This is a genomic window from Nonomuraea sp. CA-141351, assembly GCF_050944675.1.
In the GTDB taxonomy this organism is placed as follows: domain Bacteria; phylum Actinomycetota; class Actinomycetes; order Streptosporangiales; family Streptosporangiaceae; genus Nonomuraea.
Genome location: NZ_CP191982.1, coordinates 8,134,902 through 8,157,441, shown reverse-complemented (window position 1 = coordinate 8,157,441; position 22,540 = coordinate 8,134,902). Strand labels below are relative to the sequence as shown.

22 protein-coding genes and 1 pseudogene are annotated in these 22,540 nt (G+C 71.5%); 17 read left to right on the top strand and 6 right to left on the bottom strand.

What is annotated here, in order from left to right:
* Positions 1-127: 127 nt before the first annotated feature.
* Positions 128-1,126 carry a GlxA family transcriptional regulator gene (locus ACQPWU_RS38455; RefSeq protein ID WP_433430464.1) on the bottom strand — a complete coding sequence of 333 codons (999 nt, stop codon included), beginning with the start codon at positions 1,124-1,126 and terminating at the stop codon, positions 128-130.
* A 71-nt stretch (positions 1,127-1,197) separates the two neighbouring features.
* Here ACQPWU_RS38455 and ACQPWU_RS38450 point away from each other — a divergent pair, with 71 nt between their 5' ends.
* Both ACQPWU_RS38450 and ACQPWU_RS38445 read left to right on the top strand, forming a co-directional pair.
* Entirely contained in the window at positions 1,198-2,499 is a 1,302-nt protein-coding gene (locus ACQPWU_RS38450; protein ID WP_433430462.1) for an APC family permease, read from the top strand.
* Between the two features lie 112 nt (positions 2,500-2,611).
* Positions 2,612-3,025, top strand: coding sequence for a VOC family protein (locus tag ACQPWU_RS38445; protein WP_433430460.1), 414 nt, complete (start codon positions 2,612-2,614; stop codon positions 3,023-3,025).
* A gap of 4 nt (positions 3,026-3,029) precedes the next feature.
* Here ACQPWU_RS38445 and ACQPWU_RS38440 read toward each other — a convergent pair whose 3' ends face one another.
* Both ACQPWU_RS38440 and ACQPWU_RS38435 read right to left on the bottom strand, forming a co-directional pair.
* Entirely contained in the window at positions 3,030-3,464 is a 435-nt protein-coding gene (locus tag ACQPWU_RS38440) for a PaaI family thioesterase (RefSeq protein ID WP_433430458.1), read from the bottom strand.
* A 71-nt stretch (positions 3,465-3,535) separates the two neighbouring features.
* Positions 3,536-4,534, bottom strand: coding sequence for a helix-turn-helix domain-containing protein (locus ACQPWU_RS38435; protein ID WP_433430456.1), 999 nt, complete (start codon positions 4,532-4,534; stop codon positions 3,536-3,538).
* Positions 4,535-4,619: 85 nt separating this feature from the next.
* On the opposite strand from ACQPWU_RS38435, the gene ACQPWU_RS38430 reads away from it, so the two are divergent.
* From ACQPWU_RS38430 to ACQPWU_RS38420, 3 genes are read left to right on the top strand one after another with little or no spacing between them, the layout of a single operon-like run.
* Complete coding sequence (locus ACQPWU_RS38430) at positions 4,620-5,882, top strand: MFS transporter (RefSeq protein ID WP_433430454.1); 1,263 nt, start codon at positions 4,620-4,622, stop codon at positions 5,880-5,882.
* Between the two features lie 35 nt (positions 5,883-5,917).
* Entirely contained in the window at positions 5,918-7,477 is a 1,560-nt protein-coding gene (locus tag ACQPWU_RS38425; RefSeq protein WP_433430452.1) for an amidase, read from the top strand.
* Positions 7,478-7,510: 33 nt separating this feature from the next.
* Positions 7,511-7,915 (top strand): helix-turn-helix domain-containing protein, encoded by a 405-nt coding sequence (locus ACQPWU_RS38420; RefSeq protein WP_433430450.1) that lies wholly within the window; start codon positions 7,511-7,513, stop codon positions 7,913-7,915.
* A gap of 68 nt (positions 7,916-7,983) precedes the next feature.
* Here the strand turns inward: ACQPWU_RS38420 and ACQPWU_RS38415 are convergent, their stop codons facing one another.
* Together ACQPWU_RS38415 and ACQPWU_RS38410 are read right to left on the bottom strand one after the other, a co-directional pair.
* On the bottom strand, positions 7,984-8,499 hold the full coding sequence (locus tag ACQPWU_RS38415; RefSeq protein WP_433430448.1) for a hypothetical protein: 516 nt from the start codon (positions 8,497-8,499) through the stop codon (positions 7,984-7,986).
* The gene (locus ACQPWU_RS38410) at positions 8,496-9,296 is read right to left on the bottom strand and encodes a MerR family transcriptional regulator (protein ID WP_433430446.1); all 801 of its coding nucleotides are present in this window, start codon (positions 9,294-9,296) and stop codon (positions 8,496-8,498) included. Before ACQPWU_RS38410 ends, ACQPWU_RS38415 begins: the two co-directional genes overlap by 4 nt.
* Positions 9,297-9,516: 220 nt before the next feature.
* On the opposite strand from ACQPWU_RS38410, the gene ACQPWU_RS38405 reads away from it, so the two are divergent.
* The 9 genes from ACQPWU_RS38405 to ACQPWU_RS38365 all read left to right on the top strand — a co-directional run bounded on the left by ACQPWU_RS38405 (position 9,517) and on the right by ACQPWU_RS38365 (position 19,551).
* Positions 9,517-9,891 carry a pyridoxamine 5'-phosphate oxidase family protein gene (locus tag ACQPWU_RS38405; RefSeq protein WP_433430444.1) on the top strand — a complete coding sequence of 125 codons (375 nt, stop codon included), beginning with the start codon at positions 9,517-9,519 and terminating at the stop codon, positions 9,889-9,891.
* Positions 9,892-9,901: 10 nt separating this feature from the next.
* The gene (locus ACQPWU_RS38400; protein WP_433430443.1) at positions 9,902-10,762 is read left to right on the top strand and encodes a haloalkane dehalogenase; all 861 of its coding nucleotides are present in this window, start codon (positions 9,902-9,904) and stop codon (positions 10,760-10,762) included.
* A 245-nt stretch (positions 10,763-11,007) separates the two neighbouring features.
* On the top strand, positions 11,008-11,568 hold the full coding sequence (locus ACQPWU_RS38395; RefSeq protein ID WP_433430442.1) for a hypothetical protein: 561 nt from the start codon (positions 11,008-11,010) through the stop codon (positions 11,566-11,568).
* Between the two features lie 323 nt (positions 11,569-11,891).
* Positions 11,892-12,401, top strand: coding sequence for a hypothetical protein (locus tag ACQPWU_RS38390; RefSeq protein ID WP_433430440.1), 510 nt, complete (start codon positions 11,892-11,894; stop codon positions 12,399-12,401).
* A gap of 140 nt (positions 12,402-12,541) precedes the next feature.
* Positions 12,542-13,753 carry an MFS transporter gene (locus ACQPWU_RS38385; RefSeq protein ID WP_433430438.1) on the top strand — a complete coding sequence of 404 codons (1,212 nt, stop codon included), beginning with the start codon at positions 12,542-12,544 and terminating at the stop codon, positions 13,751-13,753.
* Between the two features lie 104 nt (positions 13,754-13,857).
* Entirely contained in the window at positions 13,858-16,686 is a 2,829-nt protein-coding gene (locus tag ACQPWU_RS38380) for an AAA family ATPase (RefSeq protein WP_433430437.1), read from the top strand.
* A 49-nt stretch (positions 16,687-16,735) separates the two neighbouring features.
* Positions 16,736-17,743, top strand: a complete 1,008-nt coding sequence (locus ACQPWU_RS38375) for an alpha/beta hydrolase (RefSeq protein WP_433430436.1) — start codon at positions 16,736-16,738, stop codon at positions 17,741-17,743.
* 86 nt (positions 17,744-17,829) lie between these two features.
* Positions 17,830-18,786, top strand: a complete 957-nt coding sequence (locus ACQPWU_RS38370) for an alpha/beta hydrolase (RefSeq protein ID WP_433430434.1) — start codon at positions 17,830-17,832, stop codon at positions 18,784-18,786.
* Positions 18,787-18,825: 39 nt separating this feature from the next.
* A complete protein-coding gene (locus tag ACQPWU_RS38365) occupies positions 18,826-19,551 on the top strand; it encodes an alpha/beta fold hydrolase (protein ID WP_433430432.1) in 726 nt (241 codons plus the stop codon).
* 25 nt (positions 19,552-19,576) lie between these two features.
* Here ACQPWU_RS38365 and ACQPWU_RS38360 read toward each other — a convergent pair whose 3' ends face one another.
* Positions 19,577-20,431, bottom strand: coding sequence for a LysR family transcriptional regulator (locus ACQPWU_RS38360; protein ID WP_433430430.1), 855 nt, complete (start codon positions 20,429-20,431; stop codon positions 19,577-19,579).
* 89 nt (positions 20,432-20,520) lie between these two features.
* Between ACQPWU_RS38360 and ACQPWU_RS38355 the strand changes: the two are divergent.
* The 3 genes and pseudogenes from ACQPWU_RS38355 to ACQPWU_RS38345 all read left to right on the top strand — a co-directional run.
* A pseudogene (locus tag ACQPWU_RS38355) lies at positions 20,521-20,670 on the top strand (Rrf2 family transcriptional regulator); the annotation flags it as partial.
* A gap of 73 nt (positions 20,671-20,743) precedes the next feature.
* The gene (locus ACQPWU_RS38350) at positions 20,744-21,172 is read left to right on the top strand and encodes a hypothetical protein (protein ID WP_433430429.1); all 429 of its coding nucleotides are present in this window, start codon (positions 20,744-20,746) and stop codon (positions 21,170-21,172) included.
* Positions 21,173-21,301: 129 nt separating this feature from the next.
* Complete coding sequence (locus ACQPWU_RS38345) at positions 21,302-22,513, top strand: MFS transporter (protein WP_433430427.1); 1,212 nt, start codon at positions 21,302-21,304, stop codon at positions 22,511-22,513.
* Positions 22,514-22,540 lie beyond the last annotated feature (27 nt).

The following is a 22,540-nucleotide window of genomic DNA, read 5'->3' as shown; positions in this document are numbered from 1 at the left end:
GAAAGGCTGCCACTTTCACACTTGGACATTCTTGCGGTGGTGGCCAACCGTCAGACGCAATCAACCGCCGCGTAACTCAAAGGCGTGATCGCTTTTGTTTATCTATTTCGGCCGACCGCTATCACATTTATTCCGCATCGCCTTGCTCGGGTCTGTCGCCCCGCCCATTGGCGCGGTAGCGGAAGACATGACGGTAGGTCTGCGGGGGGACGCTGGTGACCCGGCCGAAGTGGTAACGGAACGTCGCCGCGGTGGCGAAGCCGGCCCGGCGGGCGATGTCCTCGATGGATTCGTCCGTGGTCTCCAGGAGCTCCTGCGCCAGCCGTACCCGCTGCTGGAGCAGCCACTGCAGCGGAGTGATGCCCAGGGTGTCGCGGAAGCGGCGGGCGAAGGTCCGCTCGCTCAGGTGCGCCACCTGGGCGAGCCGCGGAACGGTCAGCGGCTCGTGCAGGTGGTCGCGGGCCCACTCCAGAACGGGGGCCAGAGAGTCGTTCCTGCTGGGCTGGGGGACCGGCCGGGTGTACTGCGCCTGGCCGCCCTCCCGATGCGGCGGCACCACCATGCGGCGGGCGACCTCGTTGGCGACCGCCGCGCCGTGGTCCTTGCGCACCAGATGCAGGCAGGTGTCGATGGCCGAGCCGGTGCCGGCCGACGTGATGACGTCGCCGTGGTCGATGTAGAGCGGCACCGGGTCGTAGTCGATCTCGGGGAAGCGATGCGCGAAGTCGGGGCCGTTCATCCAGTGCGTGGTGGCGCGCCGGCCGTCCAGCAGCCCCGCGGCGGCCAGCACGTAAGCGCCCGAGCAGATCGACATGATGCGCCTGCCCAGTCCGTGAGCGGCGCGTACCGCGTCCACCAGCTTGGGCGGAGGGGCGAGCTGGACGGCGCGGGCGACGGCTCCCACCACGACGGTGTCGGCCTCGACCAGGTCGTCCAGGCCCCACGGGGTGTCGATCGACAGGCCCGCGGTGGTGCGCAGCGGCCTGGGCTCAGCGGCGCAGAGCCGCAGCTCGTACCATGGATCGACCAGGTCGCTCCGGTCGATGCCGAAGACCTCGCAGGGCACGGCCAGTTCTAACACCGGGGTGCCGTCGGTGACCGCGAGGCCGACCACGTGTCTGCTCATGGCTGGAATTTAACGCATAATGTCGTTTCTGCCGCTAGCCCGGCCCGGGCACGCCCTTGATGCTGATCCACATGAGTGACGTGACCAAGACAGGCAGCATGACCCTCCGCCACGGAACCGCGATGTACGTGGGCGCGGTGCTGGGCACCGGCGTGATCGCGCTGCCCGCGCTGGCCGCCGACGCCGCCGGACCGGCCTCGCTGCTGGCGTGGCTGGCGCTCGTCCTGCTGTCGGTGCCGCTGGCCGGAACCTTCGCCGCGCTCGGCGCCCGCTACCCCGATGCCGGCGGCGTGTCCACCTACGCCCGTCTGGCCTTCGGAGGCCGCGCGGCGGCGATCGTCGGCTGGTGCTTCTATTTCGCCGTGCCCCCGGGCGCCGCCGCGGCGGCGCTGTTCGGTGGCGCCTACGTCTCGGCCGCGCTCGGCGGCGGGACGACGACCACGGCCATCACGGCATTCGCGTTGATGGCCGTGGTCACGACGGCCAACGCCTTCGGCGTGCAGGTGAGCAGCAGACTGCAGTTCGCGCTGGCCGGTCTGCTGGTCACGCTGCTGCTGGTGTCGGTCGCGCTGTCCCTTCCGCATGCCGACCTGGCCAACCTGCAGCCGTTCGCCCCGCACGGGTGGGCCGCGGTCGGGTCGGCGGCGGCGCTGCTGGTGTGGAGCTTCGCGGGCTGGGAGGCGATCACCCATCTCGTCGCCGAGTTCCGCCATCCGCGGCGCGACGTGCCGAGAGCGACCGGGGCCGCGGTGACCATCGTGGGCGTGCTGTATCTGCTGGTCGCCTTCGCCACTCTGACCGTCCTCGGCGCCGGCGCGGCGACCACGGACGCGCCTCTGGGTGAGCTGATGGCCCGCGGGCTGGGCGGCAGCGCTCGCTGGCTGGCCGCCGGGGCCGCGCTGCTGCTGACGTTGGGCGCCATGAACGCCTACTACGCCGGGGCCGCCAAGCTCGGCGCCGCGCTCGGCCGGGACGGGGCGCTGCCGGGAGTACTGTCCAGGGGGAGCGTGGCGGGTGAGGTGCCGCGGCGCAGCCTGGCCGCCAACTCCGCGCTGTCGTTCGCCGCGCTGGCCGTGGTCGTGGCGGTCGGAGTGGGCCCCGAGCCGCTGGTGCTGCTCACCACCGGTTCGTTCGTGGCGGTGTACGCCTTCGGGGTCGCCGCCGCGATCAAGCTCCTGCCCCGGCGAAGCATGGGGCGCGCCGCGGCGATGCTGGCGCTCGTCGCGGTGATCGCGCTGCTGATCATGTCCGGCGTCTACCTGCTGTGGCCGTTGGCGGTGACCGGAGCGGCTCTGCTGTACCTGCGGCTCAACCGGCGCCGCCCGGCGCAGGGGGAGCGGCGGCCGGAGGACGTCGCGGAGCTGAGCACGTGATGGCCGATCGCACCCTGCCGGGGCCGGGCGGTCAGCGCAAGGCCGTGGCCGCCGCCGGAGGCCCGGCCGCCCTCATGCCCTGCCACCTGCGACGCACCCGATCGGAGCGCCTGTGATTCTGGGTATCGACCATGTCGGCCTGGCCACCGATGACCCGGCAGGCACCGCCCCCTTCCTGGCGGCGCTGGGGCTGGGCCCGGGCGACAGGGGAATCGCCGGAGACTACGGGGTGGCCTGCGAGTTCTGGCGCTATGCCGACGGAATAGGCCAGCCCTCCATCGAGCTGGTCTCCCCGGTCAGGCCGGATTCGCCGGTGGCCGGGCGGCTCGCGAAGCAAGGGCCCGGCCTGTACCACGTGGCGTTCGGCGTGGACGACCTGGAGAGCGAGTTCGCCCGGCTGCGCGAACACGGGTTCGCGGCGGTCGACGTCCAGCCCTGCGCCGGGGCCCGCCCAGGCATGCGGGTGGCGTTCATGTACGCGCGCAAGCCCGCCGGCCTGCTGATCGAGCTCGTGCAGTATTCGTGACCGGCTAGGAAGCAGGTACAGGGAAGATCGAGCAGGTGGTGGTGCCGTGGGCGTAGAGCTTGCCGTCGTCCACGCCCACCACCTGAGCCTCGGCCGTGCCGATCGTGCGGCCGACGTGGATGGCGGTGCCGGTGACGCGCAGCTTGCCGGTCGCCTCGGTGGCCGGGCGCACGAGGTTCACGTTGAGCTGGGCCGTGGCGTACGCCATGCCCGCGGGAAGCCGGCTCATCACGGCGCACCCGAGCGCCGAGTCGAGCAGGGTGGCGAAGTAGCCCCCGTGCACCGTGCCCATCGGGTTGTAGAGGTGCTCACCGGTCTCGCCCTCGAACACCACGCGTCCGGGGTCCGCGGCGATCAGCGTGAAGCCGAGCGTCATCGAGATCGGCGCCTGCGGGGTCCGCCCGTCGGCGATCGAGCGTAGAAACTCCAGACCATCCATTTAGACATACCGTTCAGTTTGAAATCGTGTGAGTGCGCAGGAAAACTAACAGGCGATGAACTCCGGGGAAATCACGGAACCGCCGACAGGGCGGGCGCGGGCTGGCCCTGAAAGGTGCGGCGGTATTCCATCGGGGTAACGCCGACCGACCTGATGAAATGGTGGCGAAGATTTCCGGCCGTGCCCATGCCGCATATCTGGCTGATTCGCTCGACCGGCAGATCGGTCGACTCCAGCAGGTGCCGGGCCCGCGCCAGGCGCTGGGCGTGCAGCCAGCGCAGCGGAGTGGTGCCGGTCGCCTCGTGGAAGCGGCGGACGAGCGTACGGGAGCTCAGTCCCGCGTGCTCGGCCATCTGCGCCACAGTGAGCTGCAGGTCCAGGTTCTGGATCGCCCACTGCAGAACGGGGGCCAGCCCGTCGTCACCGGCGCGGGGGACCGGGGACTCGATGTACTGCGCCTGCCCGCCGGGGCGGTGGGCGGGCACGACCAGGCGCCGCGCGACCTGGTTGGCGACCTCGGCGCCGAGATCGGTCCTGATGAGGTGCAGGCACAGATCGATGCCGGCGCTTCGGCCCGCGCTGGTCAGCACGTCGCCCTCGTCCACGTAGAGGACGGCGGGATCGACCCGCACCCGCGGATGCCGGAAGCTGAGGATGTCGGTGTACATCCAGTGGGTGGTGGCCCGCCGCCCGTCCAGCAGCCCGGCCGCCGCGAGGACGAAGGCGCCGGTGCACAGCGAGACGACCCGCGCCCCGCGGTCGTGGGCCGCCTTCAGCGCCTCCAGCAGCTCTGGATCGACGGTCTCGCCCGACAGCACGCTGCCGGCGGAGAGCGCCGGGACCACCACGGTGTCCGCGGTGGTGAGCGCGTCAAGGCCGTATGGGGTGTGCAGCGCGAACCCGTTCTGGACCCGCGTCGCCCCCGGGTCGGCGGCGCAGAGCCGCAGCTCGTACCAGGGATCGGCGAGCTCGCTGCGGTTGGTCCCGAAGATCTCGCAGGCGATGGAGATCTCGAACAGCGGCATGTCGGCCGTGACCGGGAGCGCGACCACCCTTGCGGTGACGTTCATGCCTCCACGGTAGCGGCAGGATTTTGATGAAGATAGGCAGTTCTGCCACTCGTCAGTGGTCCCGCAACCGAGCAGCCTGATGAACGTGAAGAATGAAACCTCTGCCGCTCCGTCCGCGAGGCGGGCGTCCGGGCTCGCGTTCGCCCTGACCGCCGGGGTCATCGGGCTCTGCCTCGCCGCGTCCGCCATGCCGTCTCCGCTGTACAAGCTCTACGCGGCCACCTGGCACCTGCAGACGTCCACCGTGACGCTGATCTACGCGACCTACTGCTTCGGCGTGCTGGTCTCGCTGCTGGTCTTCGGCCGGGTCTCCGACTCCTGGGGCCGTCGTCCCGTCATTCTGCTGGGCCTGCTGGGCCTGCTCGCCTCGATGGTGATCTTCATGGTCGCCGGCGGCGAGGCCTGGCTGTTCGCCGCCCGCGCCGTCCAGGGGCTCGCCACCGGCATCGCGATCAGCGCCGCGGGCGCGGCCCTGCTCGAGCTGTACCAGGGTGGCAACCCGGCCAAGGCGAGCCTCTACAACGTCGTCGCCAGCGCCCTGGGCGTCGGGGTGGGCGGCCTGCTCGGCGCGGTGCTCGTCCAGTACGCGCCCGGCCCCCTGGTCACCCCGTTCATCGTCCTCGCCGCGCTGATCGTTCTCCTGCTCCTCGGCATGCTTACGGTGCCCGAGACGGTGACCGGGGCCTCGCGCACCGGATTCAGGATCGCGGCGCCGGGCGTGCCGCGGCAGATCATCACCCCGTTCACCCTCGCGGTGCTCGGAATCACCTGCGCCTGGTCGATCATCGGCATCTACCTGGGCCTCGTCGGAACCCTGGCACCCGCACTGCTGCACACCAAGAGCAGCCTCGCGGCGGGCCTGGCCATCCTGGCCCTGGGCGGCACGTCGGCGGTGCCGCCGCTGCTCACCCAGAGAATGGCCCCGGCCGTCCAGATCGTCTGGGGATCGGTCGCGCTCACCGGCGGCATCGCGCTGATGGCGTGGTCGCTGGCCAACGAGACCGCGGCCGGGTTCATCACGGCCAGCGTGATCATCGGGGTGGGCGTCGGCTTCGGGATGTTCGGCTCGCTGCGCACCGTCGGCGCGGCCGCCCCGCCGGACCGGAGAGCCCAGGTCATGGCCGCCTTCTACCTCGTCGCCTACGCCGCCATCTCGCTGCCCGCCATCGCCGCCGGCTTCACCGTGCGCCTCCTGGGGGCGACCCAGACCTTCCAGGTCTTCGGCATGGGCATCATCGTCGTCTCGCTCGGCACGCTGGCGCTGGCCGCGGCCCGGCAGCGGGCCGCGACCAGGGCCGCCGTCGCGCCGGCCGGCGCGGTGCAGGGGGCCGCCGGACGCGCTTCCTGACCACGATCATCCCAAGGCCTCACCGGAGACTCTCTGTGACCCTTTCCGAAGACCCCATCCGCATCGCCGGCGAACCCCCCACCGAGTCCGATCTCGGCCGCATCGCCGCCGACCTCGGCCTGGACGTCACGACCAAGCATCTCGCCGAGTACGCCACGCTGATCCAGCAGGGGCTCGGCACCTACGACCGGCTGGACGAGCTGACCGCGCCGACGCCGGGCCACCGCGACCGCGACCCAGGGCACCGGCCCGGCCCCACCGAGAACCCCTGCAACGGGTGGGCCTGGCGGTGCTCGATCAAGGAGTCGGCCGAAGGGCCGCTGGCCGGCAGGTCGGTCGCCGTCAAGGACAACATCAGCGTCGCCGGGATCCCGATGCTGAACGGCTCGCCCATCATGCGGGGATTCGTTCCACGCGAGGACGCGACCGTGGTCACCCGGCTGCTCGGCGCCGGCGCCGAGATCGTCGGGAAGACCGCGGTCCCGGCATTCTGCGCCGACGCCGGCGGGCTCACCGGCGTGGAGCCCCAACCGGTCAATCCCTACGACCCCGATCGGCTTCCCGGCGCGTCCTCCAGCGGCAACGCCGTCGTGATCGTCACCGGCCAGGCGGACATGGCCGTGGGCGGCGACCAGGGTGGATCCATCCGGTTACCGGCGGCCTGGAGCGGCTGCGTCGGGCTCAAGCCCACGTACGGACTGGTCCCCTATACCGGGGCCTTTCCGCTCGAACGCACCCTCGACCACGTCGGGCCGATGGCCGCCTCCGTGGCGGACTGCGCGCTGATGCTGGAGGTCATCGCCGGCGCTGACGGCCTGGACCCGCGCCAGCAACTCGACCTGGGCATCGGCTCGTACACCGATGTGCTGGACGAGGATCTGCGCGGCCTCCGCATCGGCGTGCTGCGCGAGGGATTCGGCATCCCCGGCGTCTCGGAGCCGGACGTCGACGCCGCCGTGCGGGCGGCGGCCGAGACGCTCGCCCGCGGCGGTGCCGAGGTCGAGGAGGTGTCGGTCCCCCTGCATCGCGACGGACTGGCCATCTGGAGCGCCATCGTCTACCAAGGAGCAGCCGAGCTGGTGGCCCGGGGCAACGCCGCGGGCACCAACTGGAACGGCCATTTCGACCTCGACCTCCTCGACTTCTACCGCCGGGCGAGGTCGGCCCACGCCGGCGACTTCTCCCCGACCGTGGTGTTCACCGTTCTGTTCGGCACCTACCTGGCCGAGCGCTGCGGCCACCACTACTACGCCAAGGCCCAGAACGTGGCCCGGGAACTGGGGCGCCAGTACGCGGACGCGCTGGAGGGCAGGGACCTGCTGCTGATGCCCACCGCGGGCATGAAGGCGCGGGAACGCGGTACCGACGGCTCGATCGCCCAGATCATCGCCCGCGCGCTGGGCAACATGCACAACACCGCGCCGTTCGACGCGACCGGCAATCCCGCGCTCAGCGTCCCCTGCGGGTTCTCGGACGGACTGCCGATCGGGCTCATGCTCGTCGGGCGCCGCTACGACGATGAGACTGTGTTGCGGGTGGGCCATGCTTACGAGCAACTTCGCGGTCCGCTGGCAGCATGGACGCCCCGGCACTGAACATCCTGTCCAGACCTACGGAAGAGGTGACCCATGGCCATCCGAACCGCGGCGCACGACCCTTTCGATCACGCACTGACCTTCATGCACGTGAACTACGCAGACAGCAGGCTGTCTCTGGACACGGTGGCGCGGGTCGCCGGAGTGAGCCGGTTCCACTTCTCCCGGATGTTCAAGGCCAGGACCGGGGCCCGGTTCGTCGAGTACCTCACGAAGATCAGACTGGTCGAGGCCAGTTACCGGCTCCTGAACACGGCCGAATCGGTGAGCAGCATCTGCTACGCCATCGGGTATCGGGATCTGAGCAACTTTCAGCGGATGTTCCGCCGGCACTTCGGGACCACCCCCTCGGCGCACCGCCGCAAGCTGCAGAAGCGGCAGTATCCCGTCGAGGTCCGCACGGCCGTCGAGCCACCCGCCCGCAGGAAGGCGGCCTGAGTCTTCCGGACACGCGCACCCCGGCCCCTCCCCGGAGCCGGGGCTGCCTGCAGCGCCAGGCTGAGGCGTCAGGCCGGCCGTACCGGCTGACGCAGCAGCGTGCGTGGTGCCGGGTCGTCCAGGGCGCTCAGGTAGATCTCGTGGTGCGGGCCGTTGACGACCAGCCCGTGCTCGGCCATGAACTCCTCCATGACCTTCAGCGACAGGTGCTCCTCGCTGAACGGCCCCTCGTGCAGCAGCTCCACACACTGGCCCTCGGTGATGGTGGCCAGCCGTACCCGGTCCACGGCCGCCCCCGAGGCGCGGCTCTGCTCGCGCGCCCGCTCCAGCGCGCCCTCCTGCTGCGGTACGGCCGGCAGCGGCAGCAGCACGTGCCAGCGCCACTGCTCGCGTGGCACCTCCAACCCGGGCCGCTCGTCCTCGACCCACCACTGGCCCTCCAGCGGGCCGGTGGCGGAGCCGAGGGCGGCGGCCACGGTGTACAGGGCGCGGATGGCCGCGGTGTGCTCGCTGCCGCCGGGTTCGCCCAGGCCGGTCACGCTCAGGCAGGTGACGGGGCCGTGGGTGGCGATCGCCGGGATCATCGTTGCTCCTCCAAAGGGATCATCAGGTGGGTGACGAGCCGGTCTGGCTCGGTGGTGGCCGGGTCGGAGACGTACACCTCGTGGATCGGCCCGCGCAGCGGGTGTCCCCGCTCGGCGCACCAGGCCAGCACGGCGTGGGCGGTGAGAGAGATCTGGTCGTAGGGGCCGACGTGCGTGGCACAGGCGAACGCCCCGCCGGGCAGCACCTCCAGGCTGAGGCCCGCCCGCTCCCACGGCTCCGCCGCGCCGTCGCGGTCGAGGACGAGCGCGGCGCCTACCTCGAAGGCTTCGTCCAGCTCGATCGGGAACAGCCCGATCAGCCGCGGCGGGCCGGTGAGAGGCACGGCACGCATCAGGCGGGCGATCGCCGCCGAGGTGGCGCGGGCCACGTCGGCGGGTCCCGTCGCGCTTTCGCGGGTCATCGCCACCGGCCTGGCCGGTTCGGTGACCACCCGTACGGGCGTGGCCGGCAGTCCCTCGGCCATCACGCGCTCCAGCGTCGCGAGCGTCCGCCGCCGCCGCGCCAGCTCCGCCTCCAGCGCCGCGCGCACCCCGTCCAGGGCGTCCGCCGTACCCGACAGCACCTCGGCGATGACCGGCAGCGGCACGTCCAGCTCGCGCAGCAACCCGATCGACAACGCCTGCCTGGCCTGCGCGCGCCGGTAATAGCGGTAGCCGGAATCGGCGTCCACATGCGCCGGCACCAGCAGCCCCAGCTCGTCGTAGTGCCGTAGCTGTTTGACGCTCAACCGGCTCAACCTGGCGAACTGCCCGATCGGCAGCAGATCTCCGTCCACGCACTCCAGCATGGGCTCTCCCACAGAGGGAGAGTCCAGCGCGTGGGTGCCGGCGCGTGCTTCTCACCGTCAGCGGGCGGGCGTAGGCGTCGCCCTCGTCGCGCAGGAAGTCGATCTTAAGTTAGTTGTCTGACTCACTATGGACAGGCGACCCTTGAGTCGCTAGGGTTCTTCTCAGTCAGTCAACTAACTAACAAGCTGAAGGGTGACCATGCGCGCAATGACGGTCGAGGCATTCCTCGCCGGGCCGTACGTGGCGACCCTGACCACACTCCGGCCCGACGGCTCGCCGCACGTCGTGGCCGTACGTTTCACCTGGGATCGGCAGGCGGGCCTGGCCCGCGTGCTGACCATGGCCTCCTCGCGCAAGGCCGGGAACCTGGCCGCCGACCCGGGCGGTCGCGCCGCGCTCTGCCAGGTGGACGGATTCCGCTGGGTCACGCTCGAAGGCCCCGCCACCATCCACACCGGCCCCGCACGCGTCGGCGAGGCGGCCCGCCGCTACGCCGAACGCTACGCCGCCCCACCACCCGATCCGCCCGGCCGGATCGTCATCGAGATCGCGGTCGACCGCATCATGAACCTCAACCTCTGAAGGACTTGTCATGCCCATTCAGCATGTACTCGACTCCACCATCTCCTACCGGGAGACCGGTTCCGGGGCGCCGATGGTCTTCCTGCACGGCAACCCCACCTCCTCACACCTGTGGCGGGACATCCTGCCGGCGGTCGGCAAGGGTCGCCGGCTGGCCCCCGACCTGATCGGCATGGGCGAGTCCGGCAAACCCGATATCGACTACACCTTCGCCGACCAGGCCCGCTACCTGGACGCCTGGTTCGACGCCCTCAAGCTCGACGACGTGGTCCTCGTCGGCCACGACTGGGGCGGTGCCCTGGCCTTCGACTGGGCCGCCCGCCACCCGGGCAGGGTGCGCGGCATCGCCTTCACCGAGACCATCGTCAAGCCGATGACCTGGGAGGAGTTCCCGGACGGCGGCCGCCGGCTGTTCCGGGCCATCAAGACCGAGGGCGTCGGCGAGAAGATGATGCTGGACGACAACGCCTTCCTGGAGGCGCTGCCGGGCAGCGTCGCCACCCCGATCAGCCCCGGTGACCTGGACGTCTACCGCAAGCCGTACCCGACTCGCGAAAGCCGCCTGCCGCTGCTGCAGTGGGCGCGCTCGATGCCGCTGGGCGGCGAGCCCGCCGACGTCGTGGCCCGCGTCGAGGCGTACGACAAGTGGCTGGCGGCCAGCGCCGAGGTGCCCAAGCTGCTGCTGGCCTTCGCGCCCGGGCCCGGCACGATGATGCACCAGGACATGATCGACTGGTGCGGGGCCAACATGGCCGGCCTCCAGATCCGGCAGTACGACGAGGTCGCGGGGCACCACACCCCCGAAGACCACCCCGAGCTGATGGCCACGGCCATCGCGACCTGGCTGGATGAGCACGCCGGCCTCCTGTGACGGCACCGCCGCGGTGAGCGGGGTCCGGTGGTCCGGGTTCCCGTTCCAGCCGATCCGCCAGCGACGAAGCGTTTCAAAAGCCGCGTACGTAGGCACCGGTGGTTACGTTCCGGACAACTTCCTGTTCAATGCGTGACATTCCCTTGCGAGGTCTTTGCGGCAGCCATACTCTGCACTCCGCGACGATCTCATTACGGGGAGTAACTATGCGGATATGTGGGGCGGTTTGCTCGCCTGCCGGGGCCTTGATCGCAGCGCTGGGCCTCGCGGCTGTATGCGGTTGCCAGGCGCCCAAGACGGCCGCGCCCGTCGCCGCCACGCCGGTCTACGCCGTACCGTCGGCGACGTCCTCCCCGCGGTCGACCCACGAACGAATCCAGCAGGCGTACACGGAGTACTGGGCGGTGCTCCTCCGGGCGGGCCGATCGACTCCCGAGCAGGCGCGCGAACTGCTCAAGCCGTACGTGGCCGGCGGGTACCTCGAGCAACTCGTCGAAGGCGTCCGCAGGATGCGAGACAAGGGACGAGAGCCATCGGGCCGGGTGAATCCGCGGGTGAAGGAGGTCTGGCTCGCCGGCCGCCATGCCAAGGTGGTCGACTGCCAGGACGTCTCGCACGCCTATCTGGTCGACGTTCGAACCGGGCAGATAGTCGCGAAAGACGAGCCGATCCAGACGTTCGCGAACGTGGAGGCGGCTCTCCGGCAAGGCGAAGACGGGCGGTGGCGCCTGGAGAGCGTGCGGATCAAGGACAAGCCGTGTACGCCACTGAACCCTCCCGACGCGATGGAGACCAGTCCTCAGTGACGCCGGGCGTGCTCCAGGCGGCGGCCCGCCGAGTAAGGTGCCCGGTGGATCGGGATACCAGAGGCGTTCGCGCGGAGCACCGTCGAGCGTGAAGGAGAGCCCGGAGCGGCGTGGCTCGCCGGACTCCCCAGGATCGTGGACGACCTGCTGGAGCGTTGGGGGTGCGTGCCGGACGGCGAGGTCATGCACGGGGGTGTCGGGGTCATCGTCCCGGTGCGACGGCGGGCCGAGGGGGCCGCTGTGCTGAAGGTGTCGTTTCCGCATCCCGGCAACGTCCATGAGCCGGACGCGTTCGCGGCGTGGGGCGGGCGCGGAGCTGTCCGTTGCATGAGCGCGATGACGAACGTTTCGCCATGCTGCTCGAGCGCGTCCGGACGTCGACGCTGGCGGAGGTCGAAGACGGCGATGAGGTTGTGACGGTCGCGGGGCGGCTCAGTCTCCGGCTGGCCATCCCCGCGCCGCCCGACCTGCCCCGGCTGCGGGAGCAGGCCGGCGCCTGGGAGGAGCGGCTACGCGAGGATGCCGGCGAACTGACGCATTCGATGTCGCGCCACGTGGTGGGCGCCGCCGTGGCGACCGTCCGCGAGCTCAAGTCGCGCGCGCTGACGCTCCTCGAAGCGGACGACCTGCGCAAGGCTCTCCACCGTACGCTGGACGTCTTCGCCGAGGCCGCGGAGGTCGATCGCGAACGCGCCCAGCGCTGGGCCCAGTTCCATGCCGTCCAGGCCGCGTTCTGGGGCCGTCGCCACGGATTCCGAATGGCCCGCGGCGGATCACGCCTGGACTGGCTCACCGAATTCGCAGACCGCGTGGCGGAGTTGCTCACGAGGTGATTCATCTCGAGCAGAGATGACAGTCATCGCTGATTATCGCCCTGGCAGAGGAAGCACCGGCGCATGCCCGCCGTTGGAAGGCGTCATGAGGGGAGCAAGACCCCTCTGGACCACCCCGCGTCGAGCTATGTGAGGCACCTGTGACCCCTTCCGTTCACCCCCAGACCGCCCCGCGGACGGCGTCGCCCTCGGCCGGGCTCGTCGTGCTCCTGGCCGTCGCCTCCGGGATGACTGTCGCCAACCTGTACTACGCCCAGCCTCTGCTGTCCTCATTGAGCGCCTTCTTCGGGATCGGCACGACCGCCACGGGCGGGCTCATCACCGCGACCCAGATCGGCTATGTGGCGGGCATGCTGCTTCTCGTCCCGCTCGGTGATCGCATCGAGAAGCGCCGGCTGGTCGTGGTCCTGCTGGCCGTCACCGCGGCGGCGCTGGTCGCGGCGGGGACCGCCACCACCTTCCCGGTGCTCCTGGCCGCCTCACTGGTCGCCGGAGGAACCTCGGTCGTCGCCCAGATCCTCGTCCCGTTCGCGGCCGGCCTCGCCCCCGACCACGCTCGCGGGCGCGTCGTCGGCCAGGTGATGAGCGGCCTGCTCACCGGCATCCTGCTGTCCCGCACGCTGAGCAGCCTGGTCTCCCAGGTCGCAGGGTGGCGCGTCGTCTTCCTGGGCTCGGCCGTCCTGATGGCCGTGCTGGCACTGGCGCTGCGCTCGGCCCTGCCTCGCCATGCCCCCAGCACGAACGTGTCGTACGGGCGGCTGCTGCACTCCACCGCGCGGCTGGTGCGCACCCACCCGGCGCTGATGCGGCGCGGGCTGTACCAGGCGGTGATGTTCGGCGCGTTCAGCGCGTTCTGGACCACGGTGTCGTTCGTGCTGACCGGCCCCGCTTTCCACTACTCCGGCTTCGGCGTGGGTATGTTCGCCCTGGTCGGGGCGGCTGGAGCGGCGGTGGCGCCGTTCGCGGGACACTGGGCTGACCGCGGGCTGGTGCGCCCGATGACCGCCGCGGCGTTCGCCGCCGCCGCGCTGGCGTCGGCGCTCGCCGGACTGGGGCAGCACAACATCATCCTGCTGGCCGTCGCCGCCGTCGTGCTCGACATGGCGGTGCAGAGCACTCTCATTCTCGGCCAGCACACCATCTACCGGCTGGACGGGGATGCGCGGGCACGGCTGAACAGCGTCTACATCGCCACGTTCTTCGCCGGAGGGGCCATCGGCTCCCAGGCCGGCTCGATCGTCTACCACGCCTACGGCTGGACCGGCGTGACCGTCCTGGGCGCCGTGCTCCCCATCCTCGCCCTGCTCTACTGGGCCACCGAAGGCCGCTCCAGTGCCCGCGCCGCGTCGTGACAGGCGATCACTCTGAAGCGAAAACCACCCAAAGCATCAGAAACTGGCACAATAAGGCCACCAGTCCAGGTATCGGTACGACGGGGGACACCATGGATGAGCCGATGGTCGCTGCTGTCCCCGGTTCCTCCTGGCCGGGGTCGCGTGCCGGCCGTACGGGCGAGAGACCCGGCACCGCCACCACGGCGCTGGTGGGCCGGAGTGCCGAGATCGCCCACCTCCTGGACGCGATCGACGCGGGCCGGAGCGAGTCACGGACGATGCTCCTGCTCGGAGAGGCCGGCACGGGGAAGACGGCGCTGCTGGAGGCCGCGGCCGCTCACGCGCGGGAGATCGGAAGCCTGGTGCTGACCTCGCGGGGCTGTGAGGCCGAGGTGGAACAGTCGTTCGCCGCCCTGCACCAGTTGCTTCTTCCTCTGCTGCCCGAGACGGGCGACCTTCCCGGACACCAGCGGGAGGCGCTCGAAGCGGCGTTCGGGATCGTCGCCGCCACCCGGCAGCACGACCCGATGCTGCTGCGCGTCGGAGTGCTGAACCTCCTGGCAAGCGTCGCCCGGCGCCGGCCCCTCCTGCTGATCGCCGACGATGTGCAGCACTTCGACCGCGACTCGCGCGACGTCCTCGGTTTCGTGATGCGCCGCTTGGCGACCCAGGCCGTGACGGTGCTGTTCGCGGCACGTGGCCACACACCACCGGACGGCTTCAACCCGGACCTGCCCGTGCTGTCCCTGGCTCCGCTGAGCCGCCGGGAGGCCGCGCACCTGCTGGACGCCCAGCCGGAGCCGCCCTCCGGCCGGGCCCGGATCGAGCTGCTCGAGCAGGCCGCCGGAAACCCCCTGGCCATCATCGAGCTGTGCCGCGCCGTACGGGCGGGCCAGGCGGTGCCCGGCGGCGGGCTGCCACAGACGCTGCGCATCCAGGAGATGTTCGCCGCCCGGCTGCGCGCCCTGCCGGCCGCCACCCAGCGGCTGATCGTGTACGCGGCCGCCTCTTCGGACCATGAGGACCTGGAGACGATCATGGCCGCGGCGGGAGCCGGGTCCGATCTCGGGGTATGGGCGCCCGCGGAGGACGCCGGGCTCATCACCATCGCGGGCGGCCGGGTCGGTTTCCGGCATCCGCTCGTGCGTACGGCCTCTTATGACGGAGCCCCGGCGCACCTGCGGCAGCGCGTGCACACTGATCTCGCGGCCGTCCTCGACGCCGATCCCGCGCGCCGGGCCTGGCATCTGGCCGCCGCGTGCCCCGGGCAGGAGGAGTCCGTCGCGGCGGCGCTGGAGGACACCGCGGAGCTGGCCGAGAGGCGTGGTGGCTTCTTCGCGGCGGCACGCGCTCTCGAACGGGCCGCCGAGCGCAGCCCGGGCGCCGGGGGCCGGGCGCGGCGGTACGCCAAGGCGCTGAGAGCCGCCCAGAACGCCGGCGACCCTTCGTGGGTACGCGAGCTGTACGACAAGGTCACCGCGCTGACCGAGGACCGGGACCTCCTGGGCGTCGCGGCCTGCGGCGCCGGCATGGCCCTGTCGCTGTCCGGCCACCAGCGGCAGGGGTTTCAGGTGCTGATGAGCGCGCTGGAGCCGGATCCGCCCAAGGACGGCATGACGGTGCTCGCCATGGCCGCCGTGCTCCAGGCGGTCGCCTTCCAGTCCGGCCTCCCAGAGGCCAGGCGTCCGATCGCGGCCCTGCTCGACGGGCTCGAGGCCGGGAGCCGCGACACGCCCTACTCCGAGCTGACGACGACCGATGCCTTCGAGGCGGTCCGGGACGTGGCGCTGGCCGGGGCCGACCCGGTCAACGCCCCCGAGCTGCTGCGGCGGATCCGCCGCAGGCGGAGCGCGCCGGAGCCGCCGACCGGCGTCGCGGACATGACCCGCCTGCACGCGACCGGCGCGATCGCCTGGTACGCCGACGAGTCCGAGCTGTGCGTGGAGTCCTTCCGGCAGTCGTACGCCCTGCTCACCGCGTACGGCTCCATGGGGCCTGCCGCACCGACGCTCGCGGCGATGGCCTCGGCGTTGATCGACACCGGACGGTGGGCGGAGGCCGACGAGCATCTGGAGGAGACCGCGACGCTGGCGGCCGTCCAGAAGCTGAGGCACCTCGAGATCGACGTCGAGGCGCTGCGGACGACCCTGCGGGCGCTGCGCGGGGAGCCATCCGGCACGCTGGCCGACCCCGCCTGGACGGCCGTCGGCCTGGAGGAGAACCGCGCCACACACGCACGCCTGCTGCGCGCCGCCGGCACCGGAGCCGCGGCGGCGGGCGACTTCGACGCGGCGTTCCGCCACTTCCGGCTGCTGTTCGGCGAGGACGGCGTACCTCTGCACTACTTCCTGTCGCACCGGTCGGTCGCCGACCTGGCCGCGGCCGCCCAGCGGACGGGCCGGCAGGAGGAGGGGTCGCGCATCGTCACGGCGGTGCGCGCCGCGACGGGCCCGCGGCCGACGACCCGGATGACGCTGCTCCTGCACCACGCCGCCGCGCTGACCGGCGATCCGAAGGACGCAGAGCATCACTTCCGGCTCGCCACGGTGAATCCGGCGGGCGAGCAGTGGCCGCTGGCCCGGGCGCAGGCCCGGCTCCACTACGCGCAGTGGCTGCGCAGGAAACGGCGGCCCCTGGACGCCCGCCCGCTCCTGGCCACGGCGCTGGAGTCGTTCACCTGGCTCGGCGCGTCCGGCCTGGCCGAAGAGGCGCGCGTGGAGCTGCGGGCCAGCGGCGTCGCCACCTCGTCTGTCCAGGCGGACCCGCTGGCGGAGCTGACCGCCCAGCAGCGCGAGATCGTACGGCTGGCGGCACGGGGACTGCGCAACCGGGAGATCGCCGAGCAGCTCATGCTGTCGCCCCGCACGGTCAGCTCCCACCTGTACAACGTCTATCCGAAGCTGGGCGTGAGCAGCCGTCACCAGCTCCGCGACTTCTTCGACGACCTGTGACCACCTACGCATACGATCGGGCACACTCGGCGAACGGAAGGTGAGGGACGTGGGAACTGAGCCCGCCACGGACGGGGGCGCCTGCGAGGGTCCTGCCGTCGTCCTCGATCCTCTGGTCCAGAGGCTCGTCGACGCCTCGGCGGCACCGCCGTACCTGCACCAGCTCGGCCCGGTCGACGGCCGGCAGGCGCTGGTGGAGACCCAGGGCCACCCGGGCGACGACTTCGGGGTGGAGGCCGAGTTCCGGGTGGCGCCGGTGGGTCCGTCCGGGCTCGCCGGATTCTGGGTGTTCCGGCCGGTCCGGCCGGCCGGTCTCCTTCCGGTGGTCGTGTACGTCCACGGTGGCCGCTGGATGCTCGGCGACGCCCGGACCCACGTCCGGATGATCTGTGAGCTCGCCGCCGCCAGCGACGCCGTGTTCGTGGTCCCCGAGTACACCCGGACGCCCGAGGCCCGGTATCCGGTCGCCGTCGAGGAGTCGTACGCGGTGCTGACCTGGGTGGCCGAGCACGCGTCCGACCTGGGGCTGGACGGCCGGAGGCTGGCGGTCGCCGGCGACTGCGCGGGCGCGACCATGGCCACGGCGCTCACGATGATGGCCAAGCAGCGCGGCGGCCCGCGTATCCGGGCCCAGCTGCTGTACTACCCGATGACCGATCCCCGCTGCGACACCGCGTCGCAGCGGCAGTTCGCCTCCGGCTACCTCCTGACACGCGCGGCGCTGGAGTGGTACTGGCAGCAGTACACCGACGACGAGCACGAACTCGCCGAGCCCACCGCCTCGCCGTCACGGGCGACCACGGCCGACCTCGCGGGGTTGCCTCCCGCTCTGATCGTCTCCGCGGAGGCCGACGTCGTACGGGACGAGGGCGAGCAGTACGCGCGCCGGCTCCTGGAGGCGGGCGTGGCCGTCACCGCCGTCCGGTACCTGGGGACCGTTCACGACTTCGCGTCGCTCAACCCGTTGCGAGACAGCCCGCCGGCGCTGGCCGCCGTCCGGCAGGGTGGTCTCTTCCTCAAAGACGCCCTGGCCGCACAAGGGCAGTCAACTTACTGATGCGTCCGGGGCGGCGGCGTTGCGATGCTGACCTGCGTGAGCTGCCCACCGGCGGTTCGTATGCCCATGGAAAGAGATCAGTCAGCATGTCCGACATCAAGCCGGTCCTCGAAGAGGCCGCACAGGCGTTCGCCGAGGCGACGAAGAACCCGCCGTTCCTCTACGACCTCGGCCCGGTCGAGGGGCGCAAGGCCGTCGACTCCGTCCAGGACGGCGACGTCCCCGTGCCGGACACCGACGTCGATGACCTCGTCATCCCCGGCGGGCCGTCGGGCGAGGTCTCCATCCGGATCTTCCGCCCGGCCGGCGCCCAGGGCGCCCTGCCCGTCGTCCTTTACACCCACGGTGCGGGCTGGGTGTTCGGCAACGCCCACACCCATGATCGGCTCGTCCGTGAGCTCACCGTACGAGCCCAGGCCGCGACGGTCTTCGTGAACTACAGCCTCTCGCCCGAGGCGAAGTACCCCACCGCGATCGAGGAGATCTACGCCGCGCTGCAGTGGATCTCCGAGCACGGGGCCGAGCACGACCTCGACCCGTCCCGCATCGCCGTCGCCGGCGACTCCGTCGGCGGCAACATGACCGCGGCGACCACCATCCTGGCCAAGCGGCGCAATGGTCCGAAGCTGGCCGCGCAGCTGCTGTTCTACCCCGTCACCGACGCGAACTTCGACACCGGCTCCTACGAGCAGTTCGCCACCGGCTACTTCCTCAGCCGCGACGGCATGAAGTGGTTCTGGGACCAGTACACGACCGACCCCGCCCAGCGAGCGGAGATCACCGCGTCGCCGCTGCGCGCGAGCCTGGACGAGCTCGCCGGGCTGCCGCCCGCGCTGGTCATCGTGGCCGAGGCCGACGTGCTCCGCGATGAGGGCGAGGCGTACGCCGCCAAGCTGCGCGCCGCCGGTGTCCCCGTCACCGCCGTGCGCTACCAGGGGATCATCCACGACTTCGTCATGGTCAACGCGATGCGCGACACGCACGCGGCGAAGGCGGCCACCCAGCAGGGCGGCGAGTTCCTCCACGACGCCCTGCACGCCTGACGCCCGGCCGTGCGTACCTCTGACAAGGAAGCCCTCCCCATGACGGAAAGCACCACTCCCACGGTTGTTCTCGTGCACGGCGCGTTCGCCGACGCCGCCAGCTGGACCGGCGTCATCGCCGAACTGCAGGAGCACGGCGTTCCCGTGGTGGCCCCGCCCAACCCTCTGCGTGGCCTGGCCTCCGACGCGGCGTACATCGCCTCGGTCGCCGCCCAGATCGACGGCCCCGTCGTGCTGGCCGGCCACTCCTACGGCGGCGCGATCATCACCGTGGCCGGCGCCACCGACAACGTCGTCGGCCTCGTCTACGTCGCCGCGTACGTGCTCGACGACAACGAGAGCCTCGGCGAACTGCAGGGGCGCTTCCCCGAGTCGCCGCTGGGGGCCAACCTGCGGCAGGCGACCTACCCGGTAGAGGGCGCCGACCCCGCGGTCGAGGTCACGATCGCCACCGAGGCGTTCCCGGAGATCTTCGCCGCGGACGTCCCCACCGAGGTCACCAAGGTCCTCGCGGTGGCGCAGCGACCGCTGGCCGCCGGGGCGTTCACCGAGACCGCGGCCACGGCGGCCTGGAAGACCAAGCCTTCCTGGGCCCTCATCGCCACCGCCGACCAGGCGATCAACCCCGAGGTCCAGCGGTTCGGCGCCAAGCGGGCGGGCGCGACCGCCGTCGAGGTCGAGGGCGCCTCGCACGCCGTCGCGGTATCCCGGCCCAGGGACGTGGCCGACCTGATCCGCGAGGCGGTCCGGGCCACCTCGGCCTGACGTACCGTCCGGCGGCGTGCGGGGATCAGGTGATGTGCCGGAGCAGCGCCGCGACCGCCGGTGGCGGCTCTCCCCGGGGCCGGACGACCATGACCTTCCAGCTCGGCGCGTGCTGGGCGAAGCGGTGGGCGGTCAGGTCCGGGAACCTCGCCGCGATCGACTCCGGCATGATGCACACGCCCAGGTCGTGGCGTACGAGCTCGGACGCCGCCACGATGTCGTTCACCTCGAACGTGGTCGTGCGCTCGACCAGGGCCGCGCGGAACGCCTGATCGACCGAGTGCCGGATCGCCCAGCCGGGCGAGAAGTCCACCAGGGGCAGCCGGGCCGCGTCGGCAAGCGTCAGCGGCCCGGGGAGCTCCCGCCCGGCCGAGGTCACCAGCACCATCTCCTCCCGGGACAGCAACCGGGTCACCAGGCCCCGCTGCTGCTGGCGGTCGAGCGCGACCACCGCGAGGTCCACGGCGCCCTCCCGCAGCGCCTGCCGGATGTCGACCACCGCCGCCTGCCGCAGGCGGACCACGACGCCGGGATGCTCCTTCCGCAACCCGGCCAGCGCATGGTGCAGGCCGGCCCAGACACCCTGCATCGTGCCGACCGTGATCCGCCCGCGCAGCTGTCCCCGCACGCCGTCCACTGCCGCCCGCACCTGATCGGCGGCCCGTAGTGCCGCTCGTGCGGCCGGGATGAACGCCTCGCCGGCCGGGGTCAGGGCCACCCGGTGTGTGGTGCGCTCGAACAGCGGAGTGCCCAGGTCGCGCTCCAGCGCGCGCACCGTGCTCGAGACGGCCGACTGGACGACGTGCAGACGCTGGGCCGCCGCCGTGAACCCGCCCTCTTCGGCAACCGCGACGGCCACCTCCATCTGCCGCAGATCCAAACACCCTCCCAGGCCCGCGGGTCATCTCTGCATGAGATGACCGTTTCCTCTTATTATCGCCGCACCTGTCACGCCATGAACGGGACGCCATGGGTGAGCGGATGGAGGCCGTGACCGCGGCCCGGTTGGCGGCGTTCTACGAGCCGACCGCGTACCTGAACAAGCAGCTCCAGGCGCTTGCCCGGGCGGGCGTCGTCACCTCCACGCCCGGGCCCCGCGGCGGATTCCGGCTGGCGCGGCCGCTGGAGCGCATCACGCTGCTCGACGTGGTCGCGGCGATCGAAGGGCCGGGAGGCCTTCCACTGCGAGGAGGTGCTGCGGAAAGGACCGGGCGGCCGGTCCGACGTCGACTACCGCAAGGTGTGCGTCATCTCGCAGTCCATGAGGCAGGCCGAGCCGGCCTGGCGCAAGGAGCTCGCGGGCAGGACGCCGGCCGACATCAAGGCGACGGTGGAGCGTCGTGCGCCCGGCACGCCCGCGGCCACGCGCGAGCTGCGGCTACTGCGTGGACATGCACGCCCGCGAGGCCGGGAGGTGGGCGTGTCGGCCCGGCGCGTCAACGCGGTCGCGGCGTGGCGGGACACGCCGTTCTTCTCCGACGAAGAGCGTGCCGCCCTCGCACTCGCGGAGGCGGCCACGCGGGTCCCCGGCAACCCCGGCGGCGTCCGGATGCCGTGTGTCGACGGGCGATGCCCGTGGCTCTGGGTTCCTCGCGGATGTTCGCTATCGCCCGCCATATAGGGCGCCAAATTCACTCACAGACGTTGCTGTCCGTATCCGGCTATCGCAAAAACAATGGTCTTCGACACAGCCCAGAACCATGCCGGGTAGCGGACGTCGAATGTTCCCGTGCCACGGTGGGGGAGTTTCATGGCTGTGGGTGAGAAGACGGCGTCCGGTCGGATGCCCTGGGTGATGCTGGCGCTGGCGACGCTGGGGTTCGCGGTGAACTTCTGGGCGTGGGCGCTGCTCAGCCCACTCGGCCCGCGGTACAAGGAACTGCTCGGGCTGTCGGCCCCGCAGCAGGCGTTGCTGGTGGCGGTGCCGGTGATCGTCGGTTCGCTGGGGCGGATTCCGGTGGGTGCGCTGACCGACCGGTTGGGAGGGCGGGTGATGTTCCCGCTGGTCTCGGCCGCCACGATCGTGCCGGTGTTGTTCATCGGTGTGGCCGGTCAGAGCTCGCTGGCCGCGCTGCTGGCCGGCGGGTTCTTTCTCGGCATCGGGGGGACGGCGTTCGCCGTCGGGGTGCCGTTCGTCAACGCCTGGTTTCCGCCGCAGCGGCGAGGGCTCGCGGTGGGGATCTTCGGAGCGGGGATGGGCGGCACTGCGATCAGCGCGCTGACCACGGTAAACCTGGTCAAGAGCGCTGGGGAGACTGCCCCGTTCGTCATCACGGCGGTCGTGCTCGCGGTCTACGCGGCCGTCTCGTGGCTGGTGCTGCGGGATGCCCCCGGGCGGGGCGTGGCCGGGGGGTCGCTGACGGCGCGGCTGGCGGCCACCGCCAGGTTGCCGATCACCTGGCAGGCGTGCTTGCTGTACGCGGTGGCGTTCGGGGGTTATGTCGCTTTCTCTGTCTACCTGCCGGCTTACCTGCAGACGGGGTACGGGCTGGAGCAGGCCGACGCCGCCAACCGGATGGCCGGGTTCGTCGTACTGGCGGTTCTGATGCGGCCGACGGGCGGGTGGTTGTCGGACCGGCTCGGTCCGGTGCCGGTGCTGGCCGGGGTGTTCTCCGTGGTCGCCGTCATGGCCGCGATCCAGGCGCTGACCCCTGCCCTGATGCCGGTGGGCACGATCGCCTTCCTCACCATGGCGGCCGCGCTCGGCGCGGGCAGCGGCGCCACGTTCGCGCTGGTGGCTCAGGTGACCCCGGCCGACAAGGTGGGCTCGGTGACCGGGCTGGTCGGCGCGGCCGGCGGCCTCGGAGGGTTCGTGCCCCCGCTGGTCATGGGCTTCGTCTACGGCCGGCTCGGCTCGTACGGGCTCGGACTGGCGCTGCTGGCCGTCACCGCCGCCCTGTCCGTCGTGCTGACCCTGACCGCGGTACGCGCCCAGGCCACCGCGCGAGCACACGCCCAGTGATCAGCGCGATGGCTCCCAGTCCAGCGG

Bases quoted from the DNA above. Each gene is read 5' to 3' on its own strand.
- ACQPWU_RS38370 (WP_433430434.1), top strand. From the start codon at position 17,830: ATGTCCGACATCAAGCCGGTCCTCGAAGAGGCCGCACAGGCGTTCGCC.
- ACQPWU_RS38435 (WP_433430456.1), bottom strand. From the start codon at position 4,534: ATGAACGTCACCGCAAGGGTGGTCGCGCTCCCGGTCACGGCCGACATG.
- ACQPWU_RS38345 (WP_433430427.1), top strand. From the start codon at position 21,302: ATGGCTGTGGGTGAGAAGACGGCGTCCGGTCGGATGCCCTGGGTGATG.
- ACQPWU_RS38380 (WP_433430437.1), top strand. From the start codon at position 13,858: ATGGTCGCTGCTGTCCCCGGTTCCTCCTGGCCGGGGTCGCGTGCCGGC.
- ACQPWU_RS38455 (WP_433430464.1), bottom strand. From the start codon at position 1,126: ATGAGCAGACACGTGGTCGGCCTCGCGGTCACCGACGGCACCCCGGTG.
- ACQPWU_RS38450 (WP_433430462.1), top strand. From the start codon at position 1,198: ATGAGTGACGTGACCAAGACAGGCAGCATGACCCTCCGCCACGGAACC.
- ACQPWU_RS38365 (WP_433430432.1), top strand. From the start codon at position 18,826: ATGACGGAAAGCACCACTCCCACGGTTGTTCTCGTGCACGGCGCGTTC.
- ACQPWU_RS38405 (WP_433430444.1), top strand. From the start codon at position 9,517: ATGACGGTCGAGGCATTCCTCGCCGGGCCGTACGTGGCGACCCTGACC.
- ACQPWU_RS38420 (WP_433430450.1), top strand. From the start codon at position 7,511: ATGGCCATCCGAACCGCGGCGCACGACCCTTTCGATCACGCACTGACC.
- ACQPWU_RS38440 (WP_433430458.1), bottom strand. From the start codon at position 3,464: ATGGATGGTCTGGAGTTTCTACGCTCGATCGCCGACGGGCGGACCCCG.
- ACQPWU_RS38400 (WP_433430443.1), top strand. From the start codon at position 9,902: ATGCCCATTCAGCATGTACTCGACTCCACCATCTCCTACCGGGAGACC.
- ACQPWU_RS38415 (WP_433430448.1), bottom strand. From the start codon at position 8,499: ATGATCCCGGCGATCGCCACCCACGGCCCCGTCACCTGCCTGAGCGTG.